Here is an 18,394-nt window from a genome sequence, read left to right on the forward strand (position 1 = left end):
TAACTTTGCAGACCGCGCAACGCTACATCTATTGCTTCCAGCAAGCAACTAAATGTGCGCGCTACGCTGACGGCGTGACCGACGCGCGGGACGACACGGGGCAGCACGATGCCGGACGGGACGACGCCGAGCGGCTCATGCGCGCCCAGCTCGACCGGCTGTGGGTCCGTCAGACCCTGCGGTCCTCGCTCATCGAGTCCCGCGGCGGTCTCGACCCCACCGCCCGCGTGATCCTGCGGGCCGTCGACCACGTCGGCGCCGTGCGCTCGATGGCCATCGCCGACGCCACCGGTCTGTCCCGCCCGGTGATCAGCCGGCGGGTCGCGTCCCTCGTGGAGTCCGGGTACCTCGGCACCACGCCGGACCCCGCCGACGGTCGCGCCAGCCTCGTGTCGATCGCGCCGGCCGGGCGGAAGCTGCTCGACACGCTCGACGTCGCCGGGGCCGAGGTCTTCGACGACCTCACCGAGGCGTTCGCGACGGGGGAGCTGCACACGCTCGCCGGGCTCCTCGAGCGGCTCAACGACCGCGCCGACACGGTGCTCGGCATCGGCGCGACGGGCCGGGGCGACCCGGCCTGAGCGCGCGGCCGACGCCCCGCAGGTGACCAGGAGACGGCCTGGAGGCGCGGTGCCGGCCCGCCCCGTTCCTCCCGTCCGTCACTGCGAACGGCGTATTCGAGATACCGTTTGCGCATGAGCACGGACACCGCCACCACCACCGAGACCACCGACGAGGGGCCCGTGGTGACCTTCTCCGACCTCGGCCTGAGCGACCCGGTGCTCAAGGCCGTCAAGGACATCGGCTACGAAACGCCCTCCGCCATCCAGGAGGCGACCATCCCGACGCTGCTCGCGGGGCGCGACGTCGTCGGCCTCGCGCAGACCGGAACCGGCAAGACCGCGGCGTTCGCGCTGCCGATCCTGTCCCGCATGGAGGCCGGCAGCAAGGTGCCGCAGGCCCTCGTCCTGTCCCCGACGCGCGAACTCGCACTGCAGGTCTGCGAGGCGTTCGAGCAGTTCGCCTCCCACATCAAGAACGTCCACGTCCTGCCGGTCTACGGCGGCCAGGCGTACGGCGTGCAGCTGTCCGCCCTGCGTCGTGGCGTCGACGTCGTGGTCGGCACCCCCGGTCGCATCATGGACCACATCGCGAAGGGCACGCTCGACCTGTCCGCGCTGAAGTACCTCGTGCTCGACGAGGCCGACGAGATGCTCAAGATGGGCTTCGCCGAGGACGTCGAGACGATCCTCGCCGAGACCCCGGACGACAAGCAGGTCGCGCTGTTCTCGGCGACGATGCCGGCGCAGATCCGCCGCATCTCGCAGCAGTACCTCAACGACCCGGCCGAGATCACGGTCAAGACGAAGACGAAGACCGCGGCGAACATCACGCAGCGGTACCTCATGGTGTCGTACCCGCAGAAGGTCGATGCGCTCACCCGCATCCTCGAGGTCGAGGACTTCGAGGGCATGATCGTCTTCGTCCGCACGAAGAGCGAGACCGAGACGCTCGCCGAGAAGCTCCGTGCCCGCGGGTACGCCGCCGCCGCCATCAGCGGTGACGTCGCCCAGGCGCAGCGCGAGCGCACCGTGAACCAGCTGAAGTCCGGCAAGCTCGACATCCTCGTCGCCACCGACGTCGCCGCCCGTGGCCTCGACGTCGACCGCATCACGCACGTCGTGAACTTCGACATCCCCGTCGACATCGAGTCCTACGTGCACCGCATCGGCCGCACCGGTCGCGCCGGCCGCAAGGGTGACTCGATCAGCTTCGTCACGCCGCGCGAGCGTCGCCTGCTCTCGGCGATCGAGCGCCACACCAAGCAGCCGCTCACGCAGATGCAGCTCCCCACGATCGAGGACGTCAACGAGACGCGCCTGACCCGCTTCGACGACGCCATCAGCGGCGCGCTCGAGCAGCAGGACCGGATCACCGCGTTCCGCGACATCATCGCGCACTACGTCGAGCACCACGACGTCCCGGCCGACGACGTCGCCGCGGCACTCGCGGTCGTGGCGCAGGGCGAGTCGCCGCTGCTGCTCGACCCGGCGTCGGACGACCTCCGCAACCAGGTCGACCGCGACCAGCGCCGCGGTGACCGTCGTGACGACGACCGCGGCGGCCGTGAGGACCGCGGCGACCGTGCCGACCGTGGCGACCGCGGCCCCCGCCGCTCGCAGCCGATGACCGCCTACCGCATCGAGGTCGGCCGTCGCCACCGCGTCGAGCCGCGCCAGATCGTCGGCGCGCTGGCGAACGAGGGTGGCCTCCGCCGCGACGACTTCGGCGCGATCCGCATCCAGCCGGACTTCTCCATCGTGGAGCTCCCGGCGGACATGGACGGCGGCGTGCTCGACCGCCTGACGGACACCCGGATCAGCGGCAAGCTCATCGAGATCAAGCCGGACCGCCGGGGTGGTGGCGGCGGTGCACGTCGCTTCGACCGCGACGACCGTGGACCCCGTGCCCCGCGCGAGGACCGCGACGACCGCCCGGCGCGGAAGCCCCGCTACTGAGCGCTCGCTGACCCGAGCTGATCGCGTCCCGACGGGAGGCGCGGTGCCCACCGGCACCGCGCCTCCCGTCGTTGCGTCGCCTGCCCGGCCGCCCGCCTGTGCGGGTGTGGGGTGTGTGGGCTGTTTCGCGCGTAGAAGGCCGTTCCGCTCGTAGGAGGCAGTTCCGCGCATAGGAGGCAGCTTTTTCCTGCCTCCTATGCGCGATTCCGCTTCCCATTCCGGGCGTGATGGGCTGTTCCGCGCATGGGAGACCCTGCGCCACGCCACGCCATGCCGCCCCGCGCCGCCCCGCGCCGCCCCACCCCGCGCCGCCCCACCCCGCGCCGCCCCACCCCGCGCCGCCCCACCCCGCGCCGCCCCACCCCGCGCCGCCCCACCCCGCGCCGCCCCACCCCGCGCCGTCCCTCGCCGCGCCGCGCCGCACGCCCGCCGCAGCGCGTCCCCGTTGCGGGATGGCGCACCGTGGACCGCACGATCAGGGGAGAACGGGTCCGCCGAGCCCGGACGGTGATGGGATACCCGGAGCCGTGACGCAGGGATGCCACGGAGAAGACAGGGGACCATCGTGTACAGAGCAGCGCTCACCGTCGCAGCAGCGGCGGCGCTCGTCATCGGGGGCATCACGCCCGCCGTTGCCGCACCCCCGTCGAGACTCCCGGGAGTCCCGACCTCCGTCCAGGTCAGCGGGGCCGGAGACGGCGCCACCCTCACCTGGAACGCCCCGCGCACCGGAGCAGCCGTCACGGGCTGGAAGGTGACGATCTCCCCGTCGCAGCGGCAGCCCGACCACGGCGTCGACCTGCTCCCCGCCGCCGCGCGGTCGGACCGCTTCGGCGACCTGATCGCCGGCACGCGGTACGCCCTGACGGTTCGGGCGACCGGTGCGAAGGGCGCCGGTCCTGCCGTCCGGGTCGGCTACACCGCGCCCCGCTCGACCCGGGTCGCGCAGTCCCTCTTCGCGCTCGACGCCTCCGGCGCCCTGGTGCGGTTCCCGACCTCCGGCAGCGGCCGGACGACCACCGTCGCGGCGAAGGGCGCCGGGTTCACCGCTGACGACATCGGCGACGTGTTCGTGCCCTCCGCCGACCTGAAGTCGATCCTCCTGTACCCGTCCGGTGGCGGCGCGGCACGGACCCTCGCGACCGGCCTGCACCTGACCGCCGACCTCCGATCGGACGTCGCCGGCAACCTCTACTGGGTCGACTCGGTGTCCGGCGCGATCACGAAGCTCCCGGTGACCGGCGGCAACCCGGTCGCCCTGCTCCCCTCGAGCCGGAACGCCTGGTCCGTCGGTCGCGACGGATCCGTCTCCGCCGTCACGGCGACGAGCACCGGCGGGACGGTCGTGACCGCGTCGCCCCGTGGCATCGTCAGCACCCGGACCATCACGGTGGCCGGCGGGATGTCGATCGGTACCTTCGCCGGGTTGCTCGCCGACGGCCGGGGCACGCTGTACCTCAGCTACCGCGCGTCCGGCGGCACGTTCTACCACTCGTGGTGGGCGCTGCCGGCGGGTTCGTCGTCGCTGACCTCTGTCGGTTCTCGCCTCGCCTACGCGTACAGCGCGACGAACAACGACTCGCTCGTCCTCGGGCAGAGTGCCGAGTGGTGCGCGGCGATCGCGGAGGGCGGCCCGAACGCCTGCACGGCGGACCACACGGTCACGCACCTGTGGGCCCGGAACGCCGACGGCACCACCCAAGAGGTGACGACGAGCGGCGTGGCAGCACAGTCGAACGGGCTGTGGATCGGCGCCGCGGACTCTGCGGGCGACCTCTTCGTCGACGCCGTGACCGGTGCGACGCCGGGGCTCTGGCGGGTACCCGCCGCCGGAGGCGCCGCGCAGCGGCTGTCGCCGGCGCAGTTCTCGCGGCTGCTCGTCATCTGACGCGAGCGTCTGACGCGACCACCTTCGGACTGGAGGCGCGGTGCGGGCCCGCACCGCGCCTCCAGTCCGCGGTGAGCCCGTTCCACTGCCCGGCGTGCGTCGCGTGCGGAAAGCGTGCGCCCGACGGGGTGGGGCGGCTCAGCGGCGGAGCTGTTCGTCCATCCGTGCCACCAGGCGCTCCAGCGCCGTCAGCAGCGTCTGGACCTGGGTGTCCGTGACCCGTGAGGCGGAGTACTGGAAGTTCGTCTTCTCGTCGAGCAGCCGCTTCAGCTGCAGGCCGGGCTGCCGGTCTGGACGGCATGCCGTGTCGACCAAGCGGCGGGCTTCCCCGTGGTCCTCGCCGGCGTGGCGCAGCCCGAGCAGGTGGCCGCAGATGGCGTCCGCCGCGGCGATCCCGCCGAGCACCGCGTTCGACCCGCTGACCTTCCGATCGGCGTGGTCGTCCGACGTCGCGAGGAGTCGAGCGGCGTCGAGGTAGGCGACCGCCTCGGCGCGCCTCGCCGCGACGTCGACGACGGACATCGAGCGTGTTCGCGGCGTCATGCGAGGAGGTGGCGGAGCTCGGTGCCGTACACCGTTCGCGCATCACGTCGCAGGGACTCCACGATGGGGTCGTCGGCGTCGACCGCAGCGTGGAGTTGCGCCCGGTCGAAGTCGAGGACGGCGCACTCGTTACCGGTCCAGGCGTGCACGCGGTCACCGAGGTGGACGGCGAAGTCGGCAGCGGGGGTGCTGTCGGACACGATGACGAGGTCGAGGTCCGATTCGTCGCCCGCTGTTCCGCGTGCGACCGAGCCGAACACCGCGACCGACAGCAGATCGGCGCGTTCGTCGCGAACGAGCCCGACGATGCGACGCTCGAGTTCGGACGACGCCTCGAGGGAGAGTGCGATCGCCGGCCACAGCAGGTGGTCGCGGTTCGCGCGGTAGACCGAGTGCTGGAGACCGCGGTCGACGTCGACCAGCCCGATCCGCTCGAGTTTGTCGAGCGCGCGCTTGGTGGTCGTGTGCTGCGCTGCCCCGCTGAGTCGGGCCACCTGGCGTCCGGTCATCCCGGCGTCCGTCCGTGCGAGCACTCGGAGTGCCCCCGCCTGGGACTCGGCGAGGAGTGATGCGAGCGGTTCGGTCAACCTCATGGTCGCACTGTACACAAAAACGCACCAAGTGGTGCACAAATGTGTACATCACGACGCCAGCGCCTCAGAGGGCGCCGACGGCGCAGCCCGGCGCCGCGCTCAGGCGCGCAGCCCCGCGACCGTCCGGCGGCAGACCTCGTCCCACGGCGTCGGTTCGATGCCGAACCGCGCCCGGCTCTCGCTGTCGTCGATGACGTAGGGCGCCGTCCACTGGTAGCTCATGTCCGAGATCTCCCGCATCATCGGGGACACGAGTCCGAGAGCACGGAGCATGCCGGCGGGCAGCCGTCGCACCGTCACGGGAGGCTTCCCCGCCGAGGCGAGCATCTCCGTGACCACCTGCCGCTGCGACCGGGGCTCGTTGCTCGGCACCATCCAGGTGCGACCGTGGGAGCCGTGGTCGTCGGCGGCCGCGACGAGGGTCCGGGCGACGTCCAGTACCTCGGTGAAGCTGTGCGGCAGGTTGGTCCGCCCGATCATCGACACCGCCTTGCCCTGCAGCGCGGCCGGGAGCACGCGGGTGATGTGTCCGTTGGCGCCGGTCCCGGGGCCGACGTAGTCCGCGGCGCGGACCTCGACGGCGCGGATCCGCCCCGCCTCGTGGGCGGCGCGCGCGTCTGCCCAGAGCCGGGCGCGGAGGATGCCCTTGTGGTCGGTCGCGGCGTCCGGCAGGTCCGGGCGCATCGGGCCGTCGACGGGCCCGTACGGGTAGAGGTTGCCGGTGATCGCGTAGACGGCACCGGTGCGCTCGGCGGTGGTGAGGAGCGACGTCGCGAGCGGCGGCCAGACCTGCTCCCACTGGGTGTAGTTCCCCGGGTTGGCGCAGTTGTACAGGGCGGTCGCGCCCTCGGTGACGCGGGTGAGCGCTGCTGCGTCGGAGGCGTCGAGCGCCACGTGCGTGACCCCGCGCAGCCCGGTGTCGCGGCCGGAACGGGTGGCGACGGTGACCCGGTCGCCGCGCTCGGCGAGGAGTTCGGCGATGTGCCGGCCCACCGGGCCGGCACCGATGACGACGTGGTGCTGGGACATGGCTTCCTGCTTTCGTCGGGGTGGCGGTGGTCTGCGAGAGCACCGCTCTCTGGGACGAGCATGCACCGCTTCCGTCGCGATTGCAAGAGCACCGCTCTCATTTGTGTGCACTGCTCTCTCGTGGCATGGTGGGGGCATGGCACCGACGGCACGTGAGCTCGCACGACGGACCGTGCACGATGGCATCCTGGCCGCGGCGCGTGCCCGGTTGACGGCCGAGGGCCCGTCGCAGCTGAGCCTCCGCGCGGTCGCGCGGGACGTCGGGCTGGTGTCCTCAGCGGTGTACCGGTACTTCCCGAGCCGGGACGACCTGCTCACGGCGCTGCTCGTCGCCGACTACGACGAGCTCGGCGCAGCGGTCGAGGCCGCCGACGCCGCAGCGGGCACCGAACCCGGTCGCCGCTGGGTCGCCGCGTGCCGGGCGATCCGGACGTGGTCGGTCGCGCACCCGGGCGACTTCGCGCTGCTGTTCGGCTCACCGGTGCCCGGTTACGTCGCGCCGCGCGAGACGGTCGAGCCCGCCTCGCGGACGACGCTGACGCTGGTGCGGGTGGTCGCGGACGTGGTCGGTTCGGGCGGTTCGGTCGCGTCGGATGGTTCGGCCTGTGCGGTCGCGTCGGCCGGTTCGGCCGGGTCGGCCGTGTCGGCCGGGTCGGCCAGGTCGGCCGGGTCGGCCGGGTCGGCCGGGTCGGCCGGGTCAGCCGGGTCAGCCGTGTCGGACTGGAGGCGCGGATCGCCTTCCGCGCCCACGGCGGCCCCCGGGGCGGCCGGGTCGGCCGTCGCCGACGGGGTCGCCACCCTGCGCACGCTCGGCATCGAGCTGCCGGAGGAGGTCCTCGTCCGCACGCTGATGGCCTGGACGACGGTCTTCGGGACGATCTCGTTCGAGTTGTTCGGCCACTACGCCGGCTCGGTGTCGGACGGAGCTGCGTACTTCGACCAGGTGATCGCGCGGTTGGCCGCCGACATCGGGTTCGCGGCGACGTTCGACTGAGGGCAGGTGCAGGTGCGGGTGCTTCGGCGTGAGTGGGCGTGCGCGGGCGTGCGTGCGGGCGCTCGGGCGCGCGGGTGCGTGCGGGCGTCTGCGCGTGCGTGCGGGCGTGTGCACGCGCGCCCGTTCGTCCGCGCTGCGCTGATGACGGGCGGGACTCGTCCCCAGATCGGGGCGTCCGGCTGACGATCGGCACCGACCTGCGGTAGACAGGTCCCTACGCCCTGGTCGTGCCCGACGACCCGAGCGGACGCCCGCAGCGTCGGCACCCGGAGCCGACGCCCGGACGGAACCAACCCTCGGGCGCACGCTGCGGCCGGGGCCGGGCGATCAGGAGGCACGCTTGCGACGCAGCACGTTCGGCGACCCCGCGTCCGGGGCCGCCCGGTGACCGCGCTCGACGTCAGCCGCCAGGACCGCCGTCGTCTGACCACGGGTACCTCGCGTCGCCGGCTCGTCACGGTGCGGACGGTCGCGCTGCTCGCCTCGATCGCCGGCGTCAACTACGTGGGGTGGCGGTGGGCCGCGTCCGTGAACTGGCACTCGTGGTGGATCGCGGTGCCGCTCATCCTCGCCGAGACGTACAGCGTCATCGACTCGCTGCTCTTCGCGATCGGGGCCTGGCGGCTGCGCGAGCGTGGCGAACCGCCCACGAAGCCGTCGTCGGACGTCACGGTCGACGTCTTCATCACCACGTACGACGAGCCGGTCGAGCTGGTCGTCCGGACAGCACAGGCGGCGAAGGCGATCGCGCACCCGCACGAGACCTGGATCCTCGACGACGGCAACCGCCCGGAGATGCGGGCTGCTGCCGAGTCGCTCGGCATCGGGATCATCACCCGCGGCGCGGACTGGGTCGACCGTCCCCGCCACGCCAAGGCCGGCAACCTCAACAACGCCCTCCTCGCCACCCGTGGCGAGTTCCTGCTCATCCTCGACGCCGACCAGGTGCCGGAACCGTCGATCCTCGACCGCACCCTCGGGTACTTCAAGGACCCGGAGATGGCGCTCGTGCAGACGCCGCAGTGGTTCGAGAACGTGCCGGACGCCGACCTGCTCGGCAGCCAGGCGCCGCTCTTCTACGGGCCGATCCAGCAGTCGAAGGACGGTTGGAACGCCGCGTTCTTCTGCGGGTCGAACGCGATCCTCCGGCGCGAAGCGCTCATGCAGCTCGGCGTCACCCGGTACGTGCGCGAGGTCGAGGCGTCGGTCGCTCGGACCATCAAGACCTCCAGGAAGCTCCTCTCCCGGGCCCGCGAGACGGAGACCGACGCGCGGGTGCTCGGCGCGCTCGACGAGGCCGAGGCGGTGGTCGACCGCGCACGCGACCAGGTGCAGCGCGGCGAACCGCTCGGCGACGTCACGTACGGGTTCCAGCGCGGCATCGACGCGATCTCCTTCCGGTTCGCCGCGTCCGACCTCGAGTCCGTGCGGAACGACCTGCAGGAACTCGCGGCGATGTCGACCGAGGCGGACACCTTCGCCGGGCTCGACGACGCCGCGCTCGACGTCCTCGGGCGACGGGATGCCTCACCGGTCGCCGCGATCGAGTCCATCGCGGTCCTCGCCCGCGCGCTCGACGTCAACCGCGACGACGAGGCCCAGCCGATCATGCCGCTGGCGACGATCTCGGTGACCGAGGACATGGCGACGGCGATGCGCCTGCACGGCCTCGGGTGGAAGTCCGCGTACCACGACGAGATCCTCGCCAAGGGGCTCGCGCCGGAGGACCTGCCGACCATGCTCGTGCAGCGGCTCCGGTGGGCGCAGGGCACCATGCAGGTGTTCTTCCGTGAGAACCCGCTCGTGCAGAAGGGCCTGTCGTGGGGGCAGCGGCTCATGTACTTCTCGACGATGTGGAGCTACCTGTCCGGGTTCGCCGCCATCGTCTACATCGCGGCCCCGGTGCTCTGCCTGTCGTTCGGCGTGGTGCCGGTGCAGGCCTACAGCGTCGACTTCTTCGCTCGGCTCATCCCGTTCCTCGTCCTCAACCAGCTGCTGTTCTGGGTCGTCGCCGCCGGGAGACCGACGTGGCGCGGCCAGCAGTACTCGCTCGCGCTGTTCCCGGTCTGGATCGAGTCGGTCACGAGCGCGTTCGAGAACGTCTTCCGGGGCAAGCCGCTCGGGTTCCGTGTCACGCCCAAGGTCCGTGACACGTCCGAGCAGAAGCCGCGGTGGGACCTCGTCAAGCCGCAGCTCATCGCGATGGGCGCCCTCGTCGCGGCGCTGGTCCTCATCGGGATCCGCTACCTGACCGGGCAGGCGTCGGGCATCGCCCCGCTCGTGAACACCGCATGGGTGGTCTTCGACCTGTTCATCTTCAGCATCGTGATCCGGGCCGTGCGCTACCGCGGACCCGGCACGGTGCAGTCCGAGCACGAGTCGAGCACCGTCGGGGGACCCCTGTGAGCGCGGCCCGCACCGAGTTCGACGTCCCGGCCACCGTCGAGTCGCTCGACGTCGTGCAGGACCGCTTCGCCGTCTGGTGGGACGCCCTCGGGATCGACGACGTCCGGCTCCGGTTCGGCCTCGAGACGGCCCTCGCCGAGATCGCCGCGAACATCGTCGAGCACACCCGCCGCACCGATCGCGAGGCGGGCCGGGGCTACACCGTCGTGCTCGACGCCACCGCGGACGAGCTCGTGGCCGTGCTGACCGACAACGGCCGGCCGGCCGACGTGGACCTCCGAGCGGTCACGATGGCCGACGTCGACGAGGAAAGCGGGCGCGGCCTCGCGCTCGCGATCGCCGCACTCGACCGACTCGAGCACCGGCACGAGGACGGGCACAACATCTGGACGCTGGCGTGCTCCCGGTGAGCCGTCTGGGGGCTCGGGCGGTCGCGTTCCTCGTCGTCCTCGGCACGCTGCTGCTCGGTGGCGCCCTGCCGGCGTCGGCGGCGCAGGCGTCGGCCGCGCAGGCGTCCACGGTGCAGGCGTCCGCGGTGCAGGCCCGATCGGTCGCCGCACTCCAGCCGTCCGACGGCACCACGTGGTTCGGTCCGGACATCGACTGGGGCGACGACGCTCCCGATGGGTACGCCGGTCGGCTCGGTGCGACCCCGTCGATGTACGGCGTGGAGATCCAGTACCCGCTCGACCGCTCCGCACGGAAGGAGTTCCTCCGCGCCACCCGGGCGGCCGCGGCACAGGGAGCGGTCCTCGTCGTGAGCCTCGAGCCGGACCGGTCGCTCCGGTCCCTCGACGCCGCCGACGCCCGTGCCGCGAACGACCTCCTGGAGCAGGTCCACAGCCAGTACGACACCCAGGTGCTCGTCCGGTTCGCGCCGCAGATGAACGGCACGTGGGTGCGGTGGGGGCAGCAGCCGACGCAGTACGTGCGGGCGTTCCGTGCGCTCGCCGGTGCCGTGCACGCCGGCAGTTCCGACGCCCGCATGGTGTGGTCGCCGTCGTACGGAGCGGGCTACCCGTTCGGCGAGTCCGCCGGTCGACTGCGGGACCTGTCGGCAACGGATGTTGCGAAGCTCGACACGAACGGCGACGGGCAGCTCACCGCGGCCGACGACCCGTACGAGCCGTACTGGCCGGGGGACTCCTCGGTGGACTGGGTCGGCCTGTCGATGTACTCCTTCGGCAAGGGCAAGGCGACCGAGGCCGCCGGCCGGGACGTCCCCCTCACCCGGAACGACGTGCCCGAGGCCGGCGAGGTGGCCGCACGGTTCGACGAGACCTGGGGCTACGAGGAGCAGCAGCCGGAGAACTTCTACGACCGCTTCGCGGCGGCCGACGACCGCCCGATGCTGCTCGACACCGGGGCGTTGTACGACCACTCGCTCCGGGGCGACGCCGAGCTCTCGGTGAAGCAGGGCTGGTGGCGGCAGGTGATCGCCGCGGTCGCCGACCGGCCGCTGATCCGCGGCGTGACCTTCCTCGAGACGAACCGCCGCGAGCCCGAGGCCGCGGGCCGCGTCGCCGACTGGCGCGACACGGCCGTACCGGGCATCGCGGGCTCGTTCCGTACCGATCTCGAGCGCTCCGGGGACTTCGCGTTCGGTCCGGTCACCGACCGTGTGACGCCGCAGGAGGGCGCCGCCGCGACCGCCCAGCAGTACGACACCGGCGGCGACCAGATGGCCTGGATCGTCTGGTGCGCGGTCGGGCTCGCCGTCGTCTTCCTGCTGAGCGGGCTCTTCGGTCGGCTGCTCCCGAGCTGGCGGTACCCGGACGACGGCAAACCGGGGCGCGACCTGCGCCTCGACCTGTTCCGCGGCTTCATCATCCTCGCCGTGGTCATCACCCACATCGAGATCGGCGGCCCGTACTCGTACATCACGCTGCACGCCGTCGGCGCGATCACCGGCGCGGAGATGTTCGTGTTCCTGTCCGGCATGGTCCTCGGCATGACGTACCCGTTCGCGATCAAGAAGTTCGGCGAGTGGGCGGCGGCGATCGGGGCGTGGAAGCGTGCGCGGAAGCAGTACCTCGTCACGCTGGGGGTGATCCTGGTCGTCTTCGCGCTGAGCTTCGTGCCGTTCCTCGACACCGATGCGATCACGACCTTCACGGACCGCGGCACCGGCACGGGTGGCGTCGGAGCCGAGGGGCGCGTGTACGACCTCTACCCGAACGCGATGCAGCTGCTGGCGTACCCGCCGCCGTGGTACGCGATCCGGCAGTTCCTGCTGCTCGAGATGGGCCCGTGGCCGTTCAACATCATGGGGCTCTTCGTGGTGCTGAGCCTCTTCATCCCGGCGTTCATGTGGGTGATCCGCCGCGGGTTCTGGTGGGCGCTGCTCGTCGTCAGCTGGGCGCTCTACGTGTACCAGGCGGTCAACCCGGAGTTCCGGCCGCTCAACTCGCAGTTCGAGTCGGTGTTCCCGCTCCTCACCTGGCAGGTGGTCTTCACGCACGGCCTGGTGCTCGGGTACTACCGACGGCAGATCATCGGTGCGCTCACCGGACGGCTCGGCAAGGTGCTCGTCGGGGTCGGCATCGGCGGGTACGCACTGTTCCTGGTGTACGTCTGGGCCGGCAACCAGTTCGGGTTCACGCCAGCGCCGTTCCCCGCGTCGATGTACGACGACCTGTACAACACGGCGTACCAGCGCGTCGACCTGCAGTGGGGGCGCCTGGTCGACATCGCGTTCTTCGCGATCGTGTCGTACGCGATCCTCACGGTGTTCTGGAAGCCGATCTCGAAGGCCATCGGCTGGCTCTGGATCCCGATCGGGCAGGCGAGTCTCTACGTGTTCGTCTGGCAGGTGTTCTTCGCGCTCGCGATCGCGTCGATCCCGGGCCTCGACTGGGGCAACGTCTGGATCGGCTTCGCCACCCACACCCTGCTGATCCTGCTCGCGTGGTACATGGTGCGGAAGAAGTTCCTCTTCTCGATCATCCCGCGCTGACGCGCTGGCAGACGGACTGGAGGCGCGGTGCCAGCTGGCACCGCGCCTCCAGTCCGTCCCTGCGTACGTTCCGACCCATCGCACCCGCAGTAGGAAGCCGAATCGCTCGTAGGAGGCAGGAAATTCCTGCACCCTACGAGCGAAACGGCACCCTACGAGCGGAACAGCACCCTACGAGCGAAACGACCTCCTAGGAGCGGAACAGCACCCTAGGAGCGGAACGGCACCGGCGCCGTCGCCAGCGCACCCCGCACCGACTCCCACGAGGTGAGCCGCTCGCGGATCCCGGGGTCCTGCTCGTGTGCCACGGCGGTCGCGTGCGCCTGCTCGAGGACCTCGTCGATGACGATGCGCCGCCCGGACCGTGCCGAGGCGATCGCCGCGTCCACCATGGTGAGGCTCATCACGTTGCCGTGCACCTCGCCGTCCGGCGTCCCACCGGACCGCACGGCGTGCACGAACGCGGCCAGCGACCCGGCGATCTCGTTGCCGACGCTCGGCGCGGCCTCGGGGCTCCCGGGGGTGCCGTCGAGGTCGCTCGACGGGTCGTGGTCGCCGTCCCACAGTGCCGTGCCGGCAGCGCCGGATGCGCGCCAGTCGCCGTTCCACGAGGTCTCCGCACCCGGCGCGCACCACGACCCGTCGTAGACGTAGCGGACGTCGTCCTCGAACGTGAAGACGGCTGCGGCCGCCGCGTCCCCGCGGTACCAGGACCACGACGGGTTCCACGACTCGCAGTACACCGAGACGGGGTCCCGCTCCAGCACGTACCGGGCGGAGTCGAACGCGTGGATCGCCATGTCGAGCAGGAGGACGTCGTCCATCTCCTCGCGGAAACCGCCGAAGTGCGGGGCCTTCGCGAAGCGGGTGCTCAGCCCGCCGACGGCACCGAGACCGCGGACGTGCTGCCGGAACGCGACCAGGTGGTCGTTGTACCGGCGCGACTGCGACACCATGAACAGCCTGCCGGTGGCCTCGGCGGCGGCCGCGAGGGAGAGCGCCTCGGCGACGGTCTGCGCGGCGGGCTTCTCGCCGAGGACGGGGAGTCCGGCGCGGAGGGCCTCGAGCGTCACCGGGTGATGGGCCACGGGCACGGTGATGTCGAGCACCGCCTCGGCCCCGGTGTCGGCGATGAGCGCCGTCAGGTCGCTACCGACCGGGATCGACGGGTCGCCCGCGACGGCTGCTCCGGCCCGGGCGGCGTCGAGGTCGAGGTCGACGATGCCGACGAGCTCGACGTCCGGGTCTGCGGCGACGGTGCCGAGCCAGGCCCGGCCCATCCCGCCGGCGCCGACCTGGACGACGCGCAACGGCGTCACGCCTGCGCCCCTTCGTGCTCGGGTGCGGCCGGCTCCTCGGCGGACGCCGCCGCTTCCTCGACCGGCGCGTCGTCGAAGGGGCCGCGGTAGTGCTGCCCGTCGAAGTACTCGCCGAGCTCGTAGCGGCGGAGCGTCGGGATCTCCCGCTCACGCTCCGGCCGTGCCCACTCGGTGGCGTTCGCGATCACGCGGCGGACGTCCTTGTGGTGGTACACGGGGAAGTCCTGGTCGCCGGGGGAGAAGTAGAAGATCTTCCCGAGGCCGCGACGGTAGGTCATGCCGCTCCGGAACACCTCGCCACCCGTGAAGCCCGAGATGAACACGAGCTCGTCGGGGGTGGGGACGTCGAAGTACTCGCCGTACATCTCCTGCTCGGGGATGACGATCGGGTTCGGGACGCCGCGGGTGATGGGGTGCTGCGGGTTCACGGTCCAGACGAGTTCCTGGTCGTGCTCGCTGCGCCAGCGGAGCGTGCAGGTGGTGCCCATGAGCTTGCCGAAGATCTTCGACCAGTGGCCGGAGTGCAGGACGACGAGCCCCATGCCGGACAGCACGTGCTTGTGCACCCGGTCGACCACGGCGTCGTCGACGTCCTGGTGCGCGGCGTGCCCCCACCAGGTGAGGACGTCGGTCTCGGCGAGGACCTCGTCGGTGAGGCCGTGTTCGGGTTCCTGCATCGTCGCGGTGCGGACGACGGCGTCCGGCAGGTTCTCGCGGATGCCGTCCGCGACGGCGCCGTGCATGCCGTCGGGGTAGCGCTCCGCGACGTGCTGCTCGACCTGCTCGTGGACGTTCTCGCCCCAGACGGTGATGCGCAGGGGGGTGGTGGTCATGGTGTGCCTTTCGGACTGTGGTGTGTGGTGGCGTCGGTCCGGGGTCGTCACTTGACGGCCCCGCCGAGGGCACCCGCGGAGATGTACTTCTGGGCGAAGATCAGCAGGACCGCCGCCGGCAGCGATGCGAGGACCGAGGTCGCCATGACGGGCCCCCAGTCGGTGACGTTCGAGCCGATGTAGTTGTAGATGCCGAGCGTGATCGGTCGGACCGCGGGTGTCGACGTCAGGGTCAGCGCGATGAGGAAGTCACCCCAAGCGCCGAGGAACGTGAACAGCGCCGCGGTGACGATCGCGTTCCGGCTGATGGGGACGACGATCGACACGAACGCCCGGAAGTCGCTGGCGCCGTCGACGAGGGCGGCCTCAACCAGGCTCGGTGGGATGGACTCCATGAAGGCCCGCATGAGCAGGATGGCGAAGGGCACCTGGACCGCGCTGTCCGCCAGGATCAGGCCGATGTAGCTGTTGAGCAGCCCGACGTTGTTGAACAACGTGTAGAGCGCGTTCGCGATCACGATCGCCGGGATCATCTGGGTGATGAGCAGCACGAGCAGGAACACCCGCGTGCCCCGCATCCGGAACCGTGCGAGCCCGTAGGCGGCCGGGGTCGCGACGGCGAGCGTGAGCACGACCGTCCCGAGGCCGATGATCATGCTGGACACGAAGTTCTGCCCCTGCTGCGCGAACGCCGCCTGGTACCCGGCGAACGTCGGGCTCCACGGGAACCACGTCGCCGTGGCTGCCCCGGACGTGGCCTGGAGGCTGGTGTTGACCATCCAGTAGACCGGGAACACCATGATCGCCAGGAAGACGATGCCGAGGATCGTGAACGGGATGCCCTTGACGGTGCGCGGACGCCGCGGCCGTGCACTGCGCTCGGTCGTGATCGCGCGGGTCGCGGTGACGGTCTGGTTCGCGAGTCCGACGCTCATTCGTCGACCGCCTTCCGGGAGAGCGCGATGTAGACCATCGCGAAGACGAACGAGACGACGATGAGCACGTTGCTGACCGCGGCTCCGATGCCGAACTGGAAGTTGATGAACGACTGGTGGTAGGCGTTCGTCGCCAGGGTCTGGGTCGAGTTCGCCGGGCCGCCGCCGGTCAGGCCGAGGATGATGTCCACGACCTTCAGCGTGTAGACGACCCCGAGCACGATCACGACGCTGACCACCGACCGGATGCTCGGCCACGTGATGTACCAGAACGCCTTGAAGCCGGTGGCGCCGTCGAGCGATCCTGCCTCGTAGAGTTCCGGCGGCACGGACTGCAGACCGCTGTACAGGATGGTCGTGTTGAACGGGATGCCGAGCCAGACGTTGACGCCGATCACCGCGATGAGCGCGAGGCTCGGGCTGACGAGCCACGGCACCGGTGCGATGCCCACCATGCCGAGCAGTTGGTTCAACGCACCGCTGTCCTGGTCGAGCAGCCACTTCCACACCGCGCTCGAGGCGATGAGGGGCAGCAGCCACGGCAGCAGCAGCAGCCCGCGCAGGAAGCCCGACAGCGGGAAGTGCCGCCGGAAGAACAGCGCGAGGCTCAGCCCGATCACGAACTGCAGGACGATCGAGCCGGCGGTGAAGAGGGCCGTGTTCACGAGGCTGGTCGTGAAGACCGAGCTCTGGAACACCGAGATGTAGTTCCCGAGTCCCACCCAGGGGGCCTCGCCCGTGAAGAACGTGGCCGTCGTGTAGTCCTGGAAGGACATGATGATGTTCTTCACGACGGGGTAGCCGAAGAAGACGGCCACGAAGAGTGCGGCGGGGACCACGAAGAGCCATCGGGTCAAGCCGGATCGGAACCGGGCTCGTCGCTGCCCGGGTCGGGGTGTCACCACGGGCAACGTCGTCCGTGGTCGTGTCTGTGTCGAGGCGCTCACGCCGGGGTCCTTTCCTCCACGCGGGTGGGAGCCGGCCGGTCGGCCGGCTCCCGATGTGCAACTGGCTACTGCTCCTGCGACTGCGCCTGCTTGAGCGCTGCCTCGGGGCTGGCCTTCCCGGTGAGGGCGAGCTGGACCGCGGTGTAGATCTTCGTGGCGGCCTTGGGCCAGTCGGGTCCGAGCTCACCGGTCCGGGCGCGGGCGGTCTGCACGGTGGTGACGAAGGACGCGACCTGCGGGTGGTCGGTCGCCCAGGCGGCGCCGGCCTCGATGTTGGTCGGCACGTTGCCGGTCGCCCCGGCGATGACCTTCTGCATCTTCACGCTGTTGAGGCACCCGACGAACTTGCCGGCGAGCTGCATCTTGGTCTTGTCGCCGGTCTGCGGGACGGTGAAGGCCTCACCACCGAGCGGGGCGACGGTGTCCGAGCCGGTGCGGGTCGGGATCGGGACGCTGTCGAACTCGAGGCCCTTCGCGGCGTTGAGCGCCGGGAGCTGCCACGGACCGTTGATCATCATCGCGGCCTTGCCGGCGATGAACTGGTTGTTGACGTCCGCCTGGGCCCAGTTGATCGAGCTCTTCGACAGTGACCCGTCGTTCTGCAGGCCCTCGACGAACGTGAGCGCCTGGGTGGCCTCCGGCGTGGCGATGTCCTTCTCGTCGCCGCCGTTCGACCAGAACATCGGCAGGAACTGCCAGGTGCCCTCGTACGTGTTGATGTTGCTCATCGCGAACCCGTAGGTCGAGCCCTTGGTGAGCTTCTTCGCGGCGGCCTGCAGCTCGTCCCACGTCTTGGGCGGCTGGACGCCCGCGGCCGCGAGGAGCTTCTTGTTGTAGTACAGGGCGATCGAGTTCGTGGCCGGCTGCAGCCCGTAGAGCTTGCCCTTGTACGTGTTCGCGGCCTTGACGCCGGGGACGTCGCCGGAGGCGCTCAGGCCGTAGGCGGACAGGTCGGACAGGGCACCGGAGGAGGCGATCTGCTGGACGTCGGGGTTGTCGAGCATGAGGACGTCGGGCAGCGTCTTCGACGATGCCTGCTGCAGCACCTTCGCGATGAGGCCGGCGCCGGCGACGTGGTTGATGTCCAGCTTCGCGCCGACCGTGGCGGCGCACTGCTTGTAGATGGGGTTGTAGTTGGCCGCGTAGTAGTCCTCGATGGTGAGGGTCTTCGAGTCCGTGGAGGCCGATCCGGAGCCGGAGCACCCGGTGAGGACCAACGGGATCGTGGCGACGACGGCGACGGCGCCGACGAGGGCGCGGATCCGGCGCGACGGGGAAGTGAACTTGTGCTTCATTGCAGAGCTCTTCTCTTGACGGATGCTGGGGCTGGCACGCACCGACGAGGCCGCTGACGTCATCGTCGCTGTGCTCCTGGGGCGAGAAGCTAACAGAAAAGCGCTTCACCTGTAAAGCGCTTTTCTGGGATCCGTCG

At 70.9% G+C, this 18,394-nt stretch carries 15 protein-coding genes; 7 read left to right on the top strand and 8 right to left on the bottom strand.

The genetic code is table 11. From position 1 onward, the window contains the following. The first annotated feature begins 74 nt into the window (after positions 1-74). The 3 genes from DEJ28_RS03870 to DEJ28_RS03880 all read left to right on the top strand — a co-directional run bounded on the left by DEJ28_RS03870 (position 75) and on the right by DEJ28_RS03880 (position 4,407). Positions 75-581 (top strand): MarR family winged helix-turn-helix transcriptional regulator, encoded by a 507-nt coding sequence (locus DEJ28_RS03870; protein ID WP_111116765.1) that lies wholly within the window; start codon positions 75-77, stop codon positions 579-581. 114 nt (positions 582-695) lie between these two features. Continuing rightward, the gene (locus DEJ28_RS03875) at positions 696-2,519 is read left to right on the top strand and encodes a DEAD/DEAH box helicase (RefSeq protein ID WP_111116766.1); all 1,824 of its coding nucleotides are present in this window, start codon (positions 696-698) and stop codon (positions 2,517-2,519) included. Positions 2,520-3,084: 565 nt separating this feature from the next. Further along, positions 3,085-4,407, top strand: coding sequence for a fibronectin type III domain-containing protein (locus DEJ28_RS03880; RefSeq protein WP_181433765.1), 1,323 nt, complete (start codon positions 3,085-3,087; stop codon positions 4,405-4,407). Between the two features lie 138 nt (positions 4,408-4,545). Here DEJ28_RS03880 and DEJ28_RS03885 read toward each other — a convergent pair whose 3' ends face one another. The 3 genes from DEJ28_RS03885 to DEJ28_RS03895 form a co-directional block, all read right to left on the bottom strand. Further along, positions 4,546-4,950 (bottom strand): hypothetical protein, encoded by a 405-nt coding sequence (locus tag DEJ28_RS03885; RefSeq protein ID WP_111116331.1) that lies wholly within the window; start codon positions 4,948-4,950, stop codon positions 4,546-4,548. Beyond that, on the bottom strand, positions 4,947-5,543 hold the full coding sequence (locus tag DEJ28_RS03890; protein WP_146248876.1) for a nucleotidyltransferase domain-containing protein: 597 nt from the start codon (positions 5,541-5,543) through the stop codon (positions 4,947-4,949). Before DEJ28_RS03890 ends, DEJ28_RS03885 begins: the two co-directional genes overlap by 4 nt. Positions 5,544-5,642: 99 nt before the next feature. Continuing rightward, positions 5,643-6,572: an NAD-dependent epimerase/dehydratase family protein gene (locus DEJ28_RS03895; protein WP_111116333.1), complete on the bottom strand. Its 930-nt coding sequence runs from the start codon at positions 6,570-6,572 to the stop codon at positions 5,643-5,645. Between the two features lie 136 nt (positions 6,573-6,708). Here DEJ28_RS03895 and DEJ28_RS03900 point away from each other — a divergent pair, with 136 nt between their 5' ends. From DEJ28_RS03900 to DEJ28_RS03915, 4 genes are all read left to right on the top strand, one after another. Next, positions 6,709-7,566, top strand: coding sequence for a TetR/AcrR family transcriptional regulator (locus DEJ28_RS03900; RefSeq protein WP_111116334.1), 858 nt, complete (start codon positions 6,709-6,711; stop codon positions 7,564-7,566). Between the two features lie 384 nt (positions 7,567-7,950). Continuing rightward, a complete protein-coding gene (locus DEJ28_RS03905) occupies positions 7,951-9,972 on the top strand; it encodes a glycosyltransferase (RefSeq protein ID WP_502866940.1) in 2,022 nt (673 codons plus the stop codon). After that, positions 9,969-10,382 (top strand): ATP-binding protein, encoded by a 414-nt coding sequence (locus DEJ28_RS03910; protein ID WP_181433767.1) that lies wholly within the window; start codon positions 9,969-9,971, stop codon positions 10,380-10,382. Before DEJ28_RS03905 ends, DEJ28_RS03910 begins: the two co-directional genes overlap by 4 nt. Then, a complete protein-coding gene (locus DEJ28_RS03915; protein ID WP_258368125.1) occupies positions 10,379-12,928 on the top strand; it encodes an OpgC domain-containing protein in 2,550 nt (849 codons plus the stop codon). Before DEJ28_RS03910 ends, DEJ28_RS03915 begins: the two co-directional genes overlap by 4 nt. 209 nt (positions 12,929-13,137) lie before the next feature. On the opposite strand, the gene DEJ28_RS03920 is transcribed toward DEJ28_RS03915, so the two are convergent. The 5 genes from DEJ28_RS03920 to DEJ28_RS03940 form a co-directional block, all read right to left on the bottom strand. Next, positions 13,138-14,238: a Gfo/Idh/MocA family protein gene (locus tag DEJ28_RS03920; protein ID WP_111116413.1), complete on the bottom strand. Its 1,101-nt coding sequence runs from the start codon at positions 14,236-14,238 to the stop codon at positions 13,138-13,140. A gap of 5 nt (positions 14,239-14,243) precedes the next feature. Continuing rightward, positions 14,244-15,080 carry a ThuA domain-containing protein gene (locus tag DEJ28_RS03925; protein ID WP_111116336.1) on the bottom strand — a complete coding sequence of 279 codons (837 nt, stop codon included), beginning with the start codon at positions 15,078-15,080 and terminating at the stop codon, positions 14,244-14,246. Between the two features lie 47 nt (positions 15,081-15,127). Then, positions 15,128-16,015 (bottom strand): carbohydrate ABC transporter permease, encoded by an 888-nt coding sequence (locus DEJ28_RS03930; protein ID WP_111116337.1) that lies wholly within the window; start codon positions 16,013-16,015, stop codon positions 15,128-15,130. Next, on the bottom strand, positions 16,012-16,872 hold the full coding sequence (locus DEJ28_RS03935) for a carbohydrate ABC transporter permease (protein ID WP_111116338.1): 861 nt from the start codon (positions 16,870-16,872) through the stop codon (positions 16,012-16,014). The genes DEJ28_RS03930 and DEJ28_RS03935 overlap by 4 nt, the downstream gene beginning before the upstream one ends. A 155-nt stretch (positions 16,873-17,027) precedes the next feature. After that, positions 17,028-18,257, bottom strand: a complete 1,230-nt coding sequence (locus DEJ28_RS03940; protein ID WP_111116339.1) for a sugar ABC transporter substrate-binding protein — start codon at positions 18,255-18,257, stop codon at positions 17,028-17,030. Positions 18,258-18,394: the final 137 nt, after the last annotated feature.

It is taken from the genome of Curtobacterium sp. MCPF17_002 (assembly GCF_003234115.2).
GTDB lineage: Bacteria > Actinomycetota > Actinomycetes > Actinomycetales > Microbacteriaceae > Curtobacterium.

What these genes read in the sequence shown, in the direction of transcription:
- DEJ28_RS03875 (WP_111116766.1), top strand. Translation starts at nt 696, where the DNA reads ATGAGCACGGACACCGCCACCACCACCGAGACCACCGACGAGGGGCCC.
- DEJ28_RS03885 (WP_111116331.1), bottom strand. Translation starts at nt 4,950, where the DNA reads ATGACGCCGCGAACACGCTCGATGTCCGTCGTCGACGTCGCGGCGAGG.
- DEJ28_RS03890 (WP_146248876.1), bottom strand. Translation starts at nt 5,543, where the DNA reads ATGAGGTTGACCGAACCGCTCGCATCACTCCTCGCCGAGTCCCAGGCG.
- DEJ28_RS03895 (WP_111116333.1), bottom strand. Translation starts at nt 6,572, where the DNA reads ATGTCCCAGCACCACGTCGTCATCGGTGCCGGCCCGGTGGGCCGGCAC.
- DEJ28_RS03900 (WP_111116334.1), top strand. Translation starts at nt 6,709, where the DNA reads ATGGCACCGACGGCACGTGAGCTCGCACGACGGACCGTGCACGATGGC.
- DEJ28_RS03925 (WP_111116336.1), bottom strand. Translation starts at nt 15,080, where the DNA reads ATGACCACCACCCCCCTGCGCATCACCGTCTGGGGCGAGAACGTCCAC.
- DEJ28_RS03930 (WP_111116337.1), bottom strand. Translation starts at nt 16,015, where the DNA reads ATGAGCGTCGGACTCGCGAACCAGACCGTCACCGCGACCCGCGCGATC.
- DEJ28_RS03940 (WP_111116339.1), bottom strand. Translation starts at nt 18,257, where the DNA reads ATGAAGCACAAGTTCACTTCCCCGTCGCGCCGGATCCGCGCCCTCGTC.